The sequence below is a fragment of the Rhodococcus sp. (in: high G+C Gram-positive bacteria) genome (genome assembly GCF_049286785.1).
Classification (GTDB): Bacteria; Actinomycetota; Actinomycetes; order Mycobacteriales; family Mycobacteriaceae; genus Rhodococcus_F.
This window is the reverse complement of the sequence record NZ_JBAQEO010000499.1, coordinates 1-14,748: the sequence shown is the minus strand read 5'-3', so window position 1 is coordinate 14,748 and position 14,748 is coordinate 1. Positions and strand designations below refer to the sequence as shown.

General features: G+C 65.7%; 15 protein-coding genes and 1 pseudogene. 11 read left to right on the top strand and 5 right to left on the bottom strand.

The annotated features are described in order from the left end of the window. From WAW17_RS18105 to WAW17_RS18085, 5 genes are all read left to right on the top strand, one after another. Positions 1-419, top strand: a 419-nt coding sequence (locus WAW17_RS18105; protein ID WP_422334319.1) for a GtrA family protein, incomplete at its 5' end; no start/stop codon positions are given. Then, complete coding sequence (locus tag WAW17_RS18100) at positions 416-1,246, top strand: glycosyltransferase family 2 protein (protein WP_422334318.1); 831 nt, start codon at positions 416-418, stop codon at positions 1,244-1,246. The genes WAW17_RS18105 and WAW17_RS18100, both read left to right, overlap by 4 nt. A gap of 26 nt (positions 1,247-1,272) precedes the next feature. Then, positions 1,273-1,770, top strand: a complete 498-nt coding sequence (locus WAW17_RS18095) for a polyketide cyclase (protein WP_422334317.1) — start codon at positions 1,273-1,275, stop codon at positions 1,768-1,770. A 79-nt stretch (positions 1,771-1,849) separates the two neighbouring features. Then, a complete protein-coding gene (locus WAW17_RS18090; RefSeq protein WP_422334316.1) occupies positions 1,850-2,257 on the top strand; it encodes a TIGR03618 family F420-dependent PPOX class oxidoreductase in 408 nt (135 codons plus the stop codon). Positions 2,258-2,290: 33 nt separating this feature from the next. Then, positions 2,291-3,364, top strand: coding sequence for a S1C family serine protease (locus WAW17_RS18085; protein ID WP_422334315.1), 1,074 nt, complete (start codon positions 2,291-2,293; stop codon positions 3,362-3,364). Positions 3,365-3,369: 5 nt separating this feature from the next. Here the strand turns inward: WAW17_RS18085 and WAW17_RS18080 are convergent, their stop codons facing one another. The 3 genes from WAW17_RS18080 to WAW17_RS18070 form a co-directional block, all read right to left on the bottom strand. Beyond that, a complete protein-coding gene (locus tag WAW17_RS18080; RefSeq protein WP_422334314.1) occupies positions 3,370-4,410 on the bottom strand; it encodes an alpha/beta hydrolase in 1,041 nt (346 codons plus the stop codon). 115 nt (positions 4,411-4,525) lie between these two features. Continuing rightward, positions 4,526-5,440, bottom strand: coding sequence for a PIN domain-containing protein (locus WAW17_RS18075; protein ID WP_422334313.1), 915 nt, complete (start codon positions 5,438-5,440; stop codon positions 4,526-4,528). Positions 5,441-5,493: 53 nt separating this feature from the next. Next, positions 5,494-5,970, bottom strand: a complete 477-nt coding sequence (locus WAW17_RS18070; protein WP_422334312.1) for a GtrA family protein — start codon at positions 5,968-5,970, stop codon at positions 5,494-5,496. Between the two features lie 102 nt (positions 5,971-6,072). On the opposite strand from WAW17_RS18070, the gene WAW17_RS18065 reads away from it, so the two are divergent. The 4 genes from WAW17_RS18065 to WAW17_RS18050 all read left to right on the top strand — a co-directional run bounded on the left by WAW17_RS18065 (position 6,073) and on the right by WAW17_RS18050 (position 10,566). Further along, positions 6,073-7,506, top strand: a complete 1,434-nt coding sequence (locus tag WAW17_RS18065; protein ID WP_422334311.1) for an FAD-binding protein — start codon at positions 6,073-6,075, stop codon at positions 7,504-7,506. Then, positions 7,506-8,267: a decaprenylphospho-beta-D-erythro-pentofuranosid-2-ulose 2-reductase gene (locus WAW17_RS18060; RefSeq protein WP_422334310.1), complete on the top strand. Its 762-nt coding sequence runs from the start codon at positions 7,506-7,508 to the stop codon at positions 8,265-8,267. The genes WAW17_RS18065 and WAW17_RS18060 overlap by 1 nt, the downstream gene beginning before the upstream one ends. Positions 8,268-8,278: 11 nt before the next feature. Then, positions 8,279-10,174, top strand: a complete 1,896-nt coding sequence (locus WAW17_RS18055) for a galactan 5-O-arabinofuranosyltransferase (RefSeq protein WP_422334309.1) — start codon at positions 8,279-8,281, stop codon at positions 10,172-10,174. Positions 10,175-10,272: 98 nt separating this feature from the next. After that, positions 10,273-10,566: a hypothetical protein gene (locus WAW17_RS18050; RefSeq protein WP_422334308.1), complete on the top strand. Its 294-nt coding sequence runs from the start codon at positions 10,273-10,275 to the stop codon at positions 10,564-10,566. A 10-nt stretch (positions 10,567-10,576) separates the two neighbouring features. Here the strand turns inward: WAW17_RS18050 and WAW17_RS18045 are convergent, their stop codons facing one another. Continuing rightward, positions 10,577-11,293 (bottom strand): MspA family porin, encoded by a 717-nt coding sequence (locus WAW17_RS18045; protein ID WP_422334307.1) that lies wholly within the window; start codon positions 11,291-11,293, stop codon positions 10,577-10,579. Between the two features lie 235 nt (positions 11,294-11,528). On the opposite strand from WAW17_RS18045, the gene WAW17_RS18040 reads away from it, so the two are divergent. Then, a complete protein-coding gene (locus WAW17_RS18040; protein ID WP_422334306.1) occupies positions 11,529-13,346 on the top strand; it encodes a glycosyl transferase in 1,818 nt (605 codons plus the stop codon). Here WAW17_RS18040 and map read toward each other — a convergent pair. Beyond that, the gene (map, locus tag WAW17_RS18035) at positions 13,343-14,107 is read right to left on the bottom strand and encodes a type I methionyl aminopeptidase (RefSeq protein ID WP_422334305.1); all 765 of its coding nucleotides are present in this window, start codon (positions 14,105-14,107) and stop codon (positions 13,343-13,345) included. The two genes, WAW17_RS18040 and map, sit on opposite strands and share 4 nt — an antisense overlap. Before the next feature lie 87 nt (positions 14,108-14,194). Here map and WAW17_RS18030 point away from each other — a divergent pair. Further along, positions 14,195-14,748 (top strand): annotated as a pseudogene (locus WAW17_RS18030) (arabinosyltransferase); the annotation flags it as partial.

Genomic DNA, 14,748 nt, shown 5'->3' with positions numbered 1-14,748 from the left:
GGCCGGGACCGCTCATGCGGGTGGTCAAGAAGCAGGGACTCGCGTTTCTTCTGGTCGGCGGATTCAACACCGTTCTGGGAACCGCCTGGTTCATCGTGTGGCAATTGGCCCTGGGTGACCAACTGGGATATCACTTCGCGATAATCGCGGGCTACTTGACGAACGTGATGTGCGCGTTCGCGATGTACCGCTACTTGGTATTCGAGGTGCGCGGGCATTTCATCCGAGATCTCTGGCGATTCGTCGTGGTCAACTTCGGCGCGTTTGCGCTCAATCTCGCGCTCATGACCCTCACCGTGTCGGTTTTCGGTGTGTCACCGATTCCGGCGCAGATCGCTATTACGGCAGTCACCGCGACAGCCAGTTTCTTCGGCTACCGCGACTTCTCGTTCAGTAGAAAGAAAAGAGTAGCGTCATGATCCCGCGTGTGTCCGTCGTCGTACCCGCATTCAACAATGCGGACTACATCGCCGAGACGATCGATTCGATCCTGAACCAAACGTTCCAGGACTTCGAACTGATCATCGCGGACCACTCGTCGACGGATGGAACTCTCGCCACGCTCGCACCATATGCCGACGACCCCCGGGTGCGGATCCAGTCCACAGAGACCGGCGGCGGCGCGAAGCGAAATTGGGACAGGGTGAGTGAAGCGGCCAATGGGGAACTTCTCAAGCTCGTGTGCGGCGACGACACGATCTCCCCGACCTGTCTGGAAGAGCAGGTCGGGGCGTTCGATCAGCATCCCTCAGCAGTATTGGTCGCATCCCAGCGAACGCTGATCGACGCGTCGGGCAGGACCGTCCTCGCTGCCCGAGGACTGGCCGGACTGAACGGTCTGGTATCCGGCCGAGTTGCCACGCGCCGCACCGTGACCGCCGGTGCCAACATCTTCGGCGAGCCCGGCTGTGTGCTGATGAAGCGCTCTGCTTTGGAGGCAATCGGGTGGTGGGACGACACCAACCCATACGTGATCGACGAGGCAACGTACACCCGCGTCGCATTGCAAGGCGATGTCGTGGCGATTCCCAAGCCGTTGGCTGCTTTTCGCGTCAATGCGGGCCAGTGGAGTGTTCGGCTCGCGAAGGACCAGGCAGGTCAGGTGGCTGCATTCCACAAGACTCTTCGAGAATCCGACCCGACATTGCTGTCCGCCATGGATGTACGAATCGGTAATGCCAAAGCACTGCTGACGTCATTGATGCGGCGGGCGGTCTACGTGTACCTACGCAATCGCATGTCGTGAAGCATCCCGAATGACAGGATGCGACGATGACGACTGAACGGATAGAGGTCCAGCGAGCGATTTCCGCCGACCCGTCGACCATCTTCGAGATTCTGCGCGATCCACAGGGACATGTGGCGATCGACAGTTCGGGAATGTTGATGTCCGCGGAGGGTGACCCCGTGTCTGCGGTGGGCGACAGTTTCGTGGTGCACATGGACCGCGAAGCCCTGAACGATTTCGATCTGGGCCTCTACGACGTGACGGTGACAATCGAAACCTTCACACCGGAGCGGGAGATCGCCTGGAAGGTGTTCGGCCAGGTCCGACCGCAGATCGGGCACGTCTACGGGTACCGCCTCGAGCCCGCCGATTTCGGTGACGCCGGCACCGGAACGATGGTGACCTCGTATTACGACTGGTCGTCCATCGACCCGGTGTGGCGGGAGGCCGGGATCTTTCCGGTGATCTCCGAGAACGCCCTACGCGGCACCCTCGGGATCCTGGCCCGCCACGCGGCCCCCGGCCGACCGCGACCGGCCTGACCGCACACCACGCCGCGGGAGCGGACGGAGACTCACCAACAGCCCCCCGGCCCGTGAAACCGAGGGGTATCTTTCAGCCATGTCGAAGCCTCCCCTTCCCGGCGACGCCGCCGAGATGTTCGCGCGACCCAACTACGCCACCGTCAGCGTCGTTCGTCCGGACGGCCAGCCGGTGTCGGTCGCAACCTGGTATCTCTACGAGGACGGCAGAGTTCTGGTCAATATGGATGCGGAACGGCGGCGCCTCGCCTACCTGCGCTCCGATCCGCGGGTCAGCCTCACCGCGATGGATCCCGACAACTGGATCACGCACCTGAGCGTTCAGGGCCGGGTGGTCGAGTTCGTGGACGACGACGATCTCGCCGACATAGACCGCATCTCCGAGCACTACACGGGCAAGCCGTACGGGGTGCGAGATCGAGCCCGCGTGAGCGCGTGGATCGAGATCGACACCTGGCACGGGTGGGGCGCCCTGAAGCAGTCGTGAGTCAGGAACCCTCGACGTGAGCACCACGATGTGATGAGACTCCGCGCCGCATCACTTCTCCTCGCCGCGACGGCTGCGGTGTCCGCCATGCTCCTGTCGGCCCCGCCGGTCCACGAGCCCGGTGCCCCGGCACACGACGTGGCTCAGTCCGCTCCCCCGCCTTCGCCCGCTCCCGTGGTCCTCACACCCGAGGAGATCGAGGCGAGGGTGATTCCCACGATCGTTACCCTCGTCGCGGATACCGGACTGGTCGTAACCGCGGGCACCGGCATCGTGCTCACCCCCGACGGAGTGGTCGTCACCAATCATCATGTGATTTCCGGCGCCCTCGAGATCAGCGCCGTCGATCTCGGCAACGGTGCCGGCTACGCGGTGGAGGTCCTCGGCTACGACAGCTCCCACGACATCGCCGTGCTGCAACTCGAGGGCGCAGAGGACTTGCCGACGGCGCAACTCGCGGAGGCCGGCGAGGTCACGATCGGCACGGCTGTCACCGCTGTCGGGAACGCAGAAGGCGGTGGTGTGCCGGTGGCTGCCCGCGGAGTCGTCACCGCCGTGGGTCAGACGATCACCGCCCGCAGCACCACCGACGGTTCGCGTAACCGCCTCGCAGGGCTGATCCAGGTGGATGCCGCTGTCCGCCCGGGCGATTCGGGCGGTCCGCTGGTCGACGAGACAGCCACCGTCATCGGCGTCAACACCGCGGGCAACGCCGATACGGATCCGGCGCAACCTCCTCCCGCCCAGCCCAGATCGTATGCGGTGCCCATCTCCACGGCGATGGCGATCGTCGATCAGGTGTCGGAGGGGCGACCATCGGCCACCGTGCACATCGGGGACACGCCCCTGCTCGGGATCAGCGTTCGTAACCACAGCCGCGGCGCCGAAGTGGTGTGGGTCAGCTTCGGCACACCCGCAGACGATGCCGGTCTCCTCATCGGCGACGTGATCATCGAATTCGAGGGTGCGCCGGTGCGATCATCTGCCGAGCTGAACGAGCGGATGATCGCGTGTCATCCCGGCGACGCGGTGGCGGTGCGGTGGGTGAACGAGAGCGGTCAGGAACGGTTCGCCGACATCGTGCTCGCCGAGGGACCGCCGCGGTAGGGAACTCAGGCCGTCCTGCGGTGCGCCACCCCACCCGAACCGACCCGGGATACCACGAAGCGGGAGACACGGCGGAGAACCGCACGGCTTTCCGGCAATCCCGGCCACAGGGCGGGAAACGCGTGCACCTGCCCGTCCCAGATCTGCAGCATCGTCGGCACGTCGGCGGCGCCGAGCCGTTCCGCCATCAACTCCGAATCGGCGCGCAGCACTTCCCCCTCCGCGGCGATCAGCAACGACGGCGGCAACCCGGCCAGATCACCGTTCACCGGTGACAGTGTCGGGTCGAGCACGCCGTCCACACAACCGCCGAGTTTCCCGATGGCCTCGAGCGCCGAGACGGGAGCGAACACGTCCCGCTCGGCGTTCACATGGATCAGCTTGCCCGCGCAGTCGAGGTCGAGCAGCGGCGACAGCCCGACCAACCCGGCCGGGACTCCCACTTCTTCCTCCCGGGATTTCAATGCCGTCGCGAAGACGAGGAACCCGCCCGCCGAATCACCGGCAAAGACCGTCCCGCCGGCGCGCGCACCGTTCTCGAGCAACCACTTGTAGGCGGTGAGGCAGTCGTCGACCGAACCGCTGATGTCGGTGTCCGGCAGCTGCCGGTAGCCCACGTGCATCACCGGCAGCCGGGTCAGTTTCGCGATGGTCGACACCACGGGCCGATGCGTGTTCAACCCACAACAGAGAAATCCGCCGCCGTGCAGGTAGAGCACCACGCCGTCGCTCAGAGCCGACGAAACCCCCGGGGCCCGCACGATCTCGGCGTCGAATCCTGGCAGTCGCACCTTCTGACGGCGTATCCCGGCCGCGGGTCGTATCCCGGCCGCCATGTCGAGGAACGCGGCCCGTCGAATCGCCGCCTCGTTGACCGGGGCCATCTTCACCACGGGCCGGAGAAACCACCTGCAGGCCTGGTAGAGAACCTGGGACTCGATACTCGGACCGGCGAGTCTCGCTCCCGACCGGTACTGCACGGTCGGCCCGGCGGCCGGCCGGCCGGCCGGCGCGGACGTCTCTCGGTTGTTCGGCGCAGAGTCCATGCCTGCTCCCTCTCGCCGTACCGGTCACCGTCGACCGGTGCGTTCTCTCCACGCTAGGTAATCGGCGGGGTGTCGCGCTTGCGATCAGCGGTTTTGATACAAGTATTTATGCAGCTCATCCGAAGTCGACGTCGTCGAGATCGTCGACGATCGTCACCTTGCGTTTGCGGCCACCGATCACCTTGCCGAGACCGCGGCGCCCGCTGCCGGACTTGGGTGCCGGCGGAATGCGTTGCGGTGCCACACGCGGCCGCGTCACCCGTCCCGGGGGAAGGGCCTGCGACGCGGGCGGTCCGGCGAGGACAACCCGGTCCTCGGCAACTGCCGGTATCACGACCACCGCAGCCGCCGATGCGGCATCGGGAGCCACGTCCGGGCTCCGGGCCGGAACGTGCGGCGGTTCCGGCACGACGAGCGGCACCGCGCCGTCGTGATCGACGATCACCTCGCCGAGGTCGGTGGCCCACCACACGCGTCCGTCCAGCCCGCGTGCATACAGTTCCGCCGCGATCTCCTCATGCCACACCGAGGGCTCGTCGCCGCCGAAGGACCGGGAGTTCGCGCTGACCCACACCACCTCGTCGCCGGGACGTCGATCGGCCACATCGAGCACGGTCAGCCAGTTCACCGTGGCTGGATAACCCTCGTTCGACTTCCTGCCGAAGAAGGGCCGTCGACGCTGCAGGGCACGCTCGAAGATCTCCACGTGCGACACGACCGCAGGGGACACGACCTCGATGCCGATCGCCTCCAGTTCGCGCGCGAGCGTATCGGCGTAGCCGTCCGCCTTCGCTCGTGCGGCCTCGACGAAGAGAGACAGGTCTTCGCGAAGCCCCAGCCTGTCGTACATCCTCGCCTGGACCGTCAGCGCCTCGATCATCGCGGCGGATTCGCGCTGGTACCGATGGGCTATCTCCACCAGCACGAGCCGAGGAACCATGACGCGCAGCCCATTGCCGACGGCGGTGCGCACGAAGGACTCGAACCGTGAATCCCGCGTGACGGCCGACGTGTCGAGAACGATGATCATCGTCCGATTCTGCGGCGAGCCGAGCGCGCGCACCCGCTCGCCGCGCGCAGTCGTTATCGAATCTTGAAGATCACCGCACGCTGGACGACGAAGTTGATCACCGTCGCGGTGCCCTGGGCGATGACGAAGGCCACCGGCAGCCGCCACCATACGTCGGGAAACGCCTGGTACATCACCCAGTTGAGGCCCACCTGGACGGTGAACGTCAGCGCATAGAGGACGACGACGGCCACGAACCGGGCCCGGCTCGGTTCCGCCTTGAACGTCCATCGGCGGTTGATCAGGTACGCCGTGGTGGTGCCCGCAATGAAGCTGATCGACTTCGCCGCGTTCACCGGCAGACCCACCAGTTCGAGCAGCAGCCAGTACAGACCGAAGTCGACGATCGCGGACAGTCCGCCGGTCAGCATGAAACGCACGATCTGCGTCTTCAGGTCCAGCGCATCATCCGCGATGTTCTCGGTGACAGGTATCTCGACCGGCAGTGGAACATGCGGTTCTCGAGGGGAGCTCACGGGGGTATCCGACACGACGAAGAGCGTAACCACCCTGTGAGGACTTATGGACAGTCCAGGGTCGAGAAGTACTCACAGGCATCGGCTGCGGGGTACCGCCAGGTAACCTCTATCTCGATGTCCACGACAGCAGAAGAGACGCCCACTCCGGCGCTCCCCACACAGACCCGCACCCTCACCGGCTGGGGACGCACTGCGCCGACGACAGCGCAGGTGCTTTCCACTCCCGACGTCGAAGTGATCGCCCAGGCGGTCGCCCAGGTCGCCGAGCAGAACGAGTCGAAGCCTCCTCACCTGCGGCGCGGCGTGATCGCCCGCGGCCTCGGCCGCTCCTACGGCGATCCGGCGCAGAATGCCGGCGGCCTGGTGATCGACATGAACGCGCTGGACAAGATCCACCGCATCGACCGCGACTCCCACCTGGTGGAGGTGGACGCCGGCGTCAACCTGGACCAGCTCATGAAGGCGGCCCTGCCGTTCGGCCTGTGGGTTCCGGTGCTGCCGGGCACCCGCCAGGTCACCATCGGCGGCGCCATCGGCTCCGACATCCACGGTAAGAACCATCACAGTGCGGGCAGCTTCGGCAACCACGTGGTGTCGATGGATCTGCTCACCGCCGACGGGACCGTCCGCACGCTGACGCCGAAGGGCGGGCGCAACGACCCCAAGGGCGCGCTGTTCTGGGCGACGATCGGCGGCATGGGCCTGACCGGCATCATCCTCAAGGCCACCATCAAGATGACGCCCACCGAGACGGCGTACTTCATCGCCGACGGCGACGTCACCAGCAGTCTCGACGAGACCGTCGCCTTCCACAGCGACGGTTCGGAGTCGAACTACGAGTACTCGAGTGCCTGGTTCGATGCCATCTCGGCACCCCCGAAGCTCGGCCGTGCCGCGATCTCCCGCGGATCGCTGGCCAAGCTCGATCAGCTGCCGGCCAAGCTGCAGAAGAACCCGCTGGCGTTCGACGCCCCGCAGTTGCTCACCTTCCCGGATATCTTCCCGAACGGTCTCGCGAACAAGTACACCTTCGGGCCGATCGGTGAACTCTGGTACCGCAAGTCCGGCACCTACCGGGGCAAGGTCCAGAATCTGACGCAGTTCTACCACCCCCTCGACATGTTCGGTGAGTGGAACCGCGCGTACGGATCACACGGTTTCCTGCAGTACCAGTTCGTGGTGCCGACGTCCGCGGTCGAGGAGTTCAAGGCGATCATCCGCGACATCCAGAAGTCGGGGCACCACTCATTCCTCAACGTGTTCAAGCTGTTCGGCGAGGGCAATCGGGCACCGCTGAGTTTCCCGATCCCGGGGTGGAACGTGTGCGTGGACTTCCCGATCAAGGCAGGTCTCAACGAGTTCGTCACCGAACTCGACAAGCGTGTTCTCGAGTTCGGTGGCCGTCTCTACACCGCCAAGGATTCGCGGACCACCGCCGACACCTTCCACGCGATGTACCCGCGGATCGACGAGTGGATCGCCACCCGGCGCAAGTACGACCCCAATAACGTCTTCGCCTCCGATATGTCCAGAAGGTTGGAACTGTAGTGATCAACGCTGTCGGTAATCCCCAAACTCTCCTGCTTCTCGGTGGCACCTCCGAGATCGGTCTCGCCATCTGCGAGGAGTACCTGAAAAAGGCGCCGATGCGGGTGATCCTCGCAGCCCTCCCCGGTGATCCCGGACGCGACGCCGCGGTCACGCAGTTGAAGGCCGCGGGAGCGAAGGAGGTCGACCTCATCGACTTCGACGCTCTCGACACCGAAAGCCACCCGAAGGTCATCGACGAGGCCTGGGCCAAGGGTGACGTAGACGTCGCCATCGTCGCGTTCGGGCTGCTCGGCGACGCCGAGGAACTGTGGCAGAACCAGCGCAAGGCCGTCCAGATCGCAGGCGTCAACTACACCGCCGCGGTGTCGGTCGGCGTGCTGGTGGGCGAGAAGATGAAGGCGCAGGGGTACGGCCAGATCATCGCGATGTCGTCGGCGGCCGGCGAGCGTGTCCGCCGCTCCAACTTCGTGTACGGATCCACCAAGGCCGGCCTGGACGGCTTCTACCTCGGCCTCGGTGAGGCGCTGCGCGAATTCGGGCCCCGCGTCCTCGTCATCCGCCCCGGACAGGTCCGCACTCGGATGTCTGCGGGTGTGAAGGAAGCTCCGCTCACCGTGAACAAGGAAGACGTCGCCGCGCTCGCCGTCGCATCGGCCGAGAAGGGCAAGGACCTGGTCTGGGCACCGGGCGCCTTCCGCTACGTCATGATGATCCTGCGGCACATCCCGCGCCCGATCTTCAAGAAACTGCCCATCTAAGCTTCGTCCTCGTGACCGAAGCAGACGTAGCAGCCCCGGCCCGGCGGTTCCTGGCAACTGCGACCGAGATGCTGTTGGCAGCACTCGTCGCTGCCGGAGTCGCCGCCGTCGGACTGTTTGCCTTCGCCCGCGTCCAGTGGCCGGCGTTCAACTCGTCGAACGTGACGCAAGCGGTTACCACTGTGGGCCAGGTTCTGGCCGTCGCCGGTATCGCCGTGTCGGTACTCCTCGTCCGCCGTCGCAAGGTGCGACCGTTCGCGAAGCTGCTGTCGTGGGCGAGCCTTTCCGGGTTCGTGACGATCACCCTGGGCTTGCCACTGGCCGCTACCAGGCTGTATCTGCACGGTGTTTCCGTCGACCAGGAGTTCCGCACCGAATATCTGACACGCCTGACGGATTCGCCCGCCCTGCGCGACATGACCTATGCGGATCTGCCGCCGTACTACCCGGCAGGCTGGTTCTGGATCGGCGGACGCGTCGCCAACCTGCTCGGCATGGACGGCTGGGAAGCGTTCAAACCCTATGCCATCGGCTCGATGGCCGTCGCCGCCGTAGTGGCACTGGTGCTGTGGAGCAACCTGATTCGCCACGACCTCGCCATCGTGGTGTCGCTGGCGACCGCCGCCCTCGTCTCGGCCTACGCCTCACCGGAGCCGTACGGCGCGGTGATCGCACTACTCGTCGGCCCGGCTCTCGTCCTGGCCTGGGGCGGTCTCCACCCCGTGTCCGCGCGCGGCGGCTGGGGAGCGGTGATCGGCACGGGACTGTTCCTCGGCCTCGCCGCCACCTTCTACACGCTGTATCTGGGACTCGCCGCGTTCGCCGTGACTCTGCTGGCGGTGCTCGCTGCGACACTGCGAATCCGTGCGCACAGCTCATGGCGTGCGGCCGTCGATCCTCTGCTCCGACTGGTGGTCATCGCCGCCGTGTCCAGCGCGTTGGCTCTCGTTGTCTGGCTGCCCTACCTGCTGGAGGTGGTGTCGGGCTCACCGTCGGCGTCCGGTACCGCCCTGCACTACCTGCCCGAATCCGGCGCGCACCTGTCGCTGCCGATGATTCACTTCTCCCTCACCGGCGCCCTGTGCCTGCTCGGCACCATCTGGCTGGTAGGGCGCGCATCCTCGTCCCGCCGGGCTCAGGCCCTCGGCGTGGGTGTTATTGCGGTCTATCTGTGGTCGCTGCTGTCGATGGCCCTCACCGCCGTCGGCAGCACCCTGCTCTCCTTCCGTCTCGAGCCGATCCTGATCGCGGTGCTGGGCGCCGCGGGTGTCTTCGGATTCGTCGAATTCGCGCATTGGATCGTGCTGGCCACCAGCGAAAACACCCGCGTGAAAGCCGCGATGCTGGCAATCGGTGTTCTGGGTGGGCTGGCGTTCGTCCAGGACATCCCCAAGTTCCTGGATTCCGAGATCTCCATCGCCTACACGGACACAGACGGCAACGGGGAACGTGCCGACCAACGTCCACCGGGTGCGGCAGCACATTACGCGGCCGTCGACGAATCGATACAGGCCCGCATTCCGCGGGAACGCGACGACACCGTGGTCCTGACCGCCGACACCAGCTTCCTCAGCTTCTACCCGTATCTGGGGTTCCAGGCCCTCACCTCGCATTATTCGAATCCGCTGGCCGATTTCGCCGGACGAGCCGAGACCATCGCCGCGTGGAGCGAACTCGACACCCCCGACCAGTTGGTGGCAGCCCTGGACGAGTCGCCGTGGCGCGCACCCGACGCCTTCGTCTTCCGCCAGGGCGCCGACGGGTACACGCTGAGACTTGCCGAGGACGTGTACCCCAACGACCCCAACGTGCGCCGCTACACCGTCACCTTCCCGAAGGAGTTGTTCGACGATCCGCGGTTCACGGTCTCGGAGACCGGTCCCTTCGTGGTAGTGACACGTCCCTGAACACAGGTCGGGGCGTTTAGTTCGCAACAGACAGGGAATCCGGGCATATCTGGCAGGGAGCACACCTCGCGTTGCGCGAGGGGGCACGAGGAGTGGATATGCACGATGTGAACGAGCCCGTATTGCACTCCGAGGGTCTGCCCTGCTCCGAAGAACCGTTGGATCACCTTCTCGGTACCGCAGTCGGTGACGCAGTCGTGTATTTCGGTCTCGCCCTGACGGTGGGGGCGGTGGCCGGCATCTACACGAGCTACTGGCTCTTACTCATGCTCGCCGTGCTCGGCACAGGCCTGTGGACTCTCAGTGGCTTCCTTGCACATTTCGGCCGGCATGGGCCGCCGGACGTTCGTCCGGCGGCCCATGCCGCGCAGTCCGTCGGGCGGGCCGCCTAGTTCGGATGACCTAGTTGAGCCGTTGCGGCACACCGTAAGTCATCACGGTGTCACCACTCGATGTGGTGGCCATCGCGTACGGCCGGATGGTGACCGGCCCGAGGGCACCCGAGATGTAGCCGTGGATTCCCTGCATCCGGACGAGGGCCGTAGGACCGTCGAAGGTCTGGCCCTTCAGGAACGGGACGGTGGTGATGCCGCCGGGCTCGAGGTCGATGTCCAGTTCCTGGGACGGGATGATCGACCCGCCCAGTTCGGCGAAGGAACCCACGTCGAGCCCGAGTTCGTCGGGCAATGTCTTCCCGTCGAGCGGTATCGCGAGGCCGAGATTGTTGTTCGATCCCACCGCCCAGTCCAGGTTCGGCGTATTCAGCACGATCGTCGCACCGGCAAGAGCGATCGGGTAGCCGATCTGATAGCCGACCGTGAGTTGGGTCCCCACGAACTTCTCGGCGTTCGGCCCCGCGACATTGACTGCGGCGTACCCGTCGTGGAAGAACTCGACACTGGTCGGAACGCCGTCCAGTGGCGGAACGGTGTGGTAGCTCGTATCGCCCTGGAGGACCTCGATGCGATTTCCGTATCTGTCCACGACAGAGGCTGAATTATCGACACCCGCCGAAGCCGTGCCATTGCCCAGGACCATCGCGAGCACTGCAATCCCGGCGACTGCGACTGCGCGCGTGAAGCGTCTGTGACCTAACTGTGATGTGCTGATGTCCGTCATGCCGACCCCATTCAGAGTGCACTGCAACCGATGCGGAATTAGAGGCTGAGCGTAACCAGCGAGACAGAACAATATCCTCGTATTGATCAGATGTTCACAAAGGAAACGCCTGTGACGCACATAACGGTCTCGTCCCGGTGACGAGGAGCGGCTCATCTCTTTCCGGTAACGTCTACCGATCGACGACCGACGACCGACGACCCACGACCGACCCGAGAACCGGAGGCCGGACTGCGTGACCGAGACACTGACCGAAGTCGAGACCGGTCGACCGCACGTGGGCGCCCCCACCACAGCCACCACCCTCACCCGTCGCCCGCTCCGCTCTCACCTCCTCCGTCCCGCACCCGCCGATGTCGCGGCCGTAGTCTTCTTCACCGGCCTGGCCGGATTCGTACTCGCCCGGCAGTGGAAGAACCTCGGTACCGGCTATCTCGTTCGCAGTGGCCAGGACCAGACGATGTGGGAATGGTTCTTCGCGGTGGCGGCCCATTCGGTGGCCCGTCTGGAGAATCCGCTGACGAGCGATCTGCAGAACTATCCGCTGGGTGTCAATCTCATGGGCAACACGGCGATGTTCGGGATCAGCGTTCCTCTTGCGCCCATCACCCTGCTGTTCGGGCCGAACGTCACGTTCACGCTCGCCCTGACGCTCGGCCTGGCGGGCACCGCGATCGCCTGGTACTGGGTGTTCTCCCGCCACGTCGTGTCGTCCCGATTCGCCGCGGCCACCGGGGGTGCGGTGTGCGGTTTCGCGCCCGCACTGATTTCGCACACCAACGGCCATCCCAACTTCGTGGCGTTGTTTCTGCTGCCGTTCATCGCACTTGCGGTGATCCGGCTCGGCACCGGACTCCACCCGGTCCGCGACGGCCTCGTCGCGGGCCTGCTCATCGCCTATCAGATCTTTCTCGGTGAAGAACCGCTCCTGATCTACGCGTTGGCGTTCGCCGTGTTCGGACTCGCGTTCGGCGTGTCCCGTCCGCGCGAGGCTCTCGGTGCGGCGCGGCGCGGGGTCAAGGGATTTACGATCGCGGGGGTCGTGGCACTGGCAGTCGCGGCCGGCCCGTTGTGGTGGCAATTCTTCGGCCCCGACAGCTACGGCGCCCTCGAACACGGTCCGGTAGGCAACGACACCGAGGCCTTCACCAGTTTCCCGACCTCCTCGCTGGCGGGCGATCCCGGTTCGGCCGAGTTCAGCATGAATGCCACCGAGGAGAACGCCTATTTCGGGTGGCCGTTGCTGATCCTTCTCGGCATGTCGGCACTGTGGATGTGGCGAGCACCGCTGGCCCGCGCCGCCGCTGCCACCATCGCGGTGATGGGGATCCTGTCTCTGGGTTCCACGCTGACGATCGGTGGCTGGGACACGGGAATCATGTTGCCGTGGAAGTTCATTGCGCATCTGCCGCTACTCGAATCGGTTCTCGAGTCGCGCTTCGCGATGGGTTGCCTGCCCGCCGCGGCGCTGCTGCTGGCACTGGGTACCGACCGTGCTCTGGTCTCCGCCCGCGAGGGTCATCGAACCACCACACTGCTGTGGGCCGGATGGCTCGTGGTCGCACTGCTTCCGTTGGCTCCCACACCCCTTCCCGTCGCGCAACGCGCCCCCGCCCCCGCGTTCTTCGCCGACGGTACCTGGCGTCAGTACGTGACCGACGGGTCGGTCGTCACGGTGCCGCTGCCCTCGCCCGAGAACGCGCGCATGCTGCAGTGGCAGACGGAGCAGGATCTCGCATTCCCCATAGCCGGTGGGTATTTCGTCGGTCCGGCCGGGCACGAGGCCCGGGGTAAGTACGGTCCGGACGATCGGCCCACCGCCCTGCTACTCGCAGCCACCCAGAACTCCGGCAGGATGCCCCTGATAGACGACACCGTGAAGGCACAGGCACGCGAGGACCTGTCGTACTGGGACGCGGACGTCCTGGTACTGCCCCACACCCGGAACGATCGCGTTCTCCGTCGCACCGTGGAGCAACTGATCGATTCCCCGGCACGATCCGTCGACGACGCCTGGGTGTGGGACGTTCGCGGGCTGACGCGCAATTCCTAACGGGTCAGTATTTCCGGACCGTTCTCGCCGATCGCCACGGTGTGTTCGCTGTGCGCCGCGCGGGCGCCGGTCGCGGTCCGCAGGGTCCAGCCGTCGGCAGCTCGGCGGTAGTCGTCGGTTCCGTCGGCAACGAGCATCGGTTCGATCGCGAGGACCATTCCCGGACGCAGCGGCATGCCTTTCCCGGCGCGGCCCTCGTTGGGTACGTGCGGATCCTCGTGCATCTGTCTGCCGATGCCGTGCCCACCATGGTCGGCGAGCAACCCGTATCCGGCGCCGCGCGCGTACCGTCCGATGGCCGCCCCGATGTCGCCCAGATGATTTCCGGATCGCGCGGCCGCGATCCCGTGCGCGAGGGCTGCGTCGGCGGCTTCCACGAGCGCGATGTCCGCCGGAGCCGCCGTCCCGACGACGAAACTGATGGCTGCGTCGCCGCACCATCCGGCCAGCCGGGCGCCGCAGTCGATACTCACCAGGTCACCGTCCCGAATCCGATAATCGTTCGGAATGCCATGCACCACAGCATCATTGATGCTCGTGCAAATCGTGCCGGGAAATGGGACCGGTGCCCACTCGGGGTGGTAGTCCAGGAACACCGGTTCGGCACCGGCGGCGCGGATCACCTCGGCTGCCACCTCGTCGAGGTCGAGCAGTCTCACGCCGATAGCAGCGGCATCGCGCACGGCATCGAGCGCCCGGGCCACCACATGCCCGGCCGCTCGCATCGCATCCACCTCGGTGGACATCTTCAACTCGAGCACCGTTCCACCTCCACCACACGTTCATATACCGGCTTCGGCATCCCCGTCGAGACCTCGGGCGAAATCGAGACGGCATAACATCGTCGTGTGCCGTCCGATGTAGCAGTGAAGCCCGAACGATCGCCCTCACAGCCGTCGCCGCTGCCGGACATCAGCAGCGTCCGCACTTCGCGGCTCGTCGCGATCGTCACGGGGCTCCTCGGATTCGTGCTGGCCCTGGCCACTCCGCTCCTGCCCGTGAAGCAGGACGCCGCCTCCATCACGTGGCCGCAGAACGGGGCCCTGGGGAGTGTTGAGGCACCGCTCGTCTCCTACACCCCGCAGCGCATGCAGGTGAACATTCCGTGTGCCGCCGTCGGGCAACTGGGTCCGGACGGCGGCACCCTGCTCTCCACCCTGCCGAGCAGTGCGCCCGACTTCGAGAAGAGCGGCCTGGTGGTGTCGGCGGGACGGGACGGGACGCTGGACGTCCGTACCCGGGGGATCTCGCTGATCTCCGCGACCGCCGCGGAACTGCAGGGTTGCGACGCCCTCACCATCACCTCGGATTATCAGAGCACGTCCGCCGAGATCACCGGGACGGCCGAATCGATCACCGGCGCCGTTCCCGGTGACGTCCGCCCGCAGATGGTCGGCCTCTT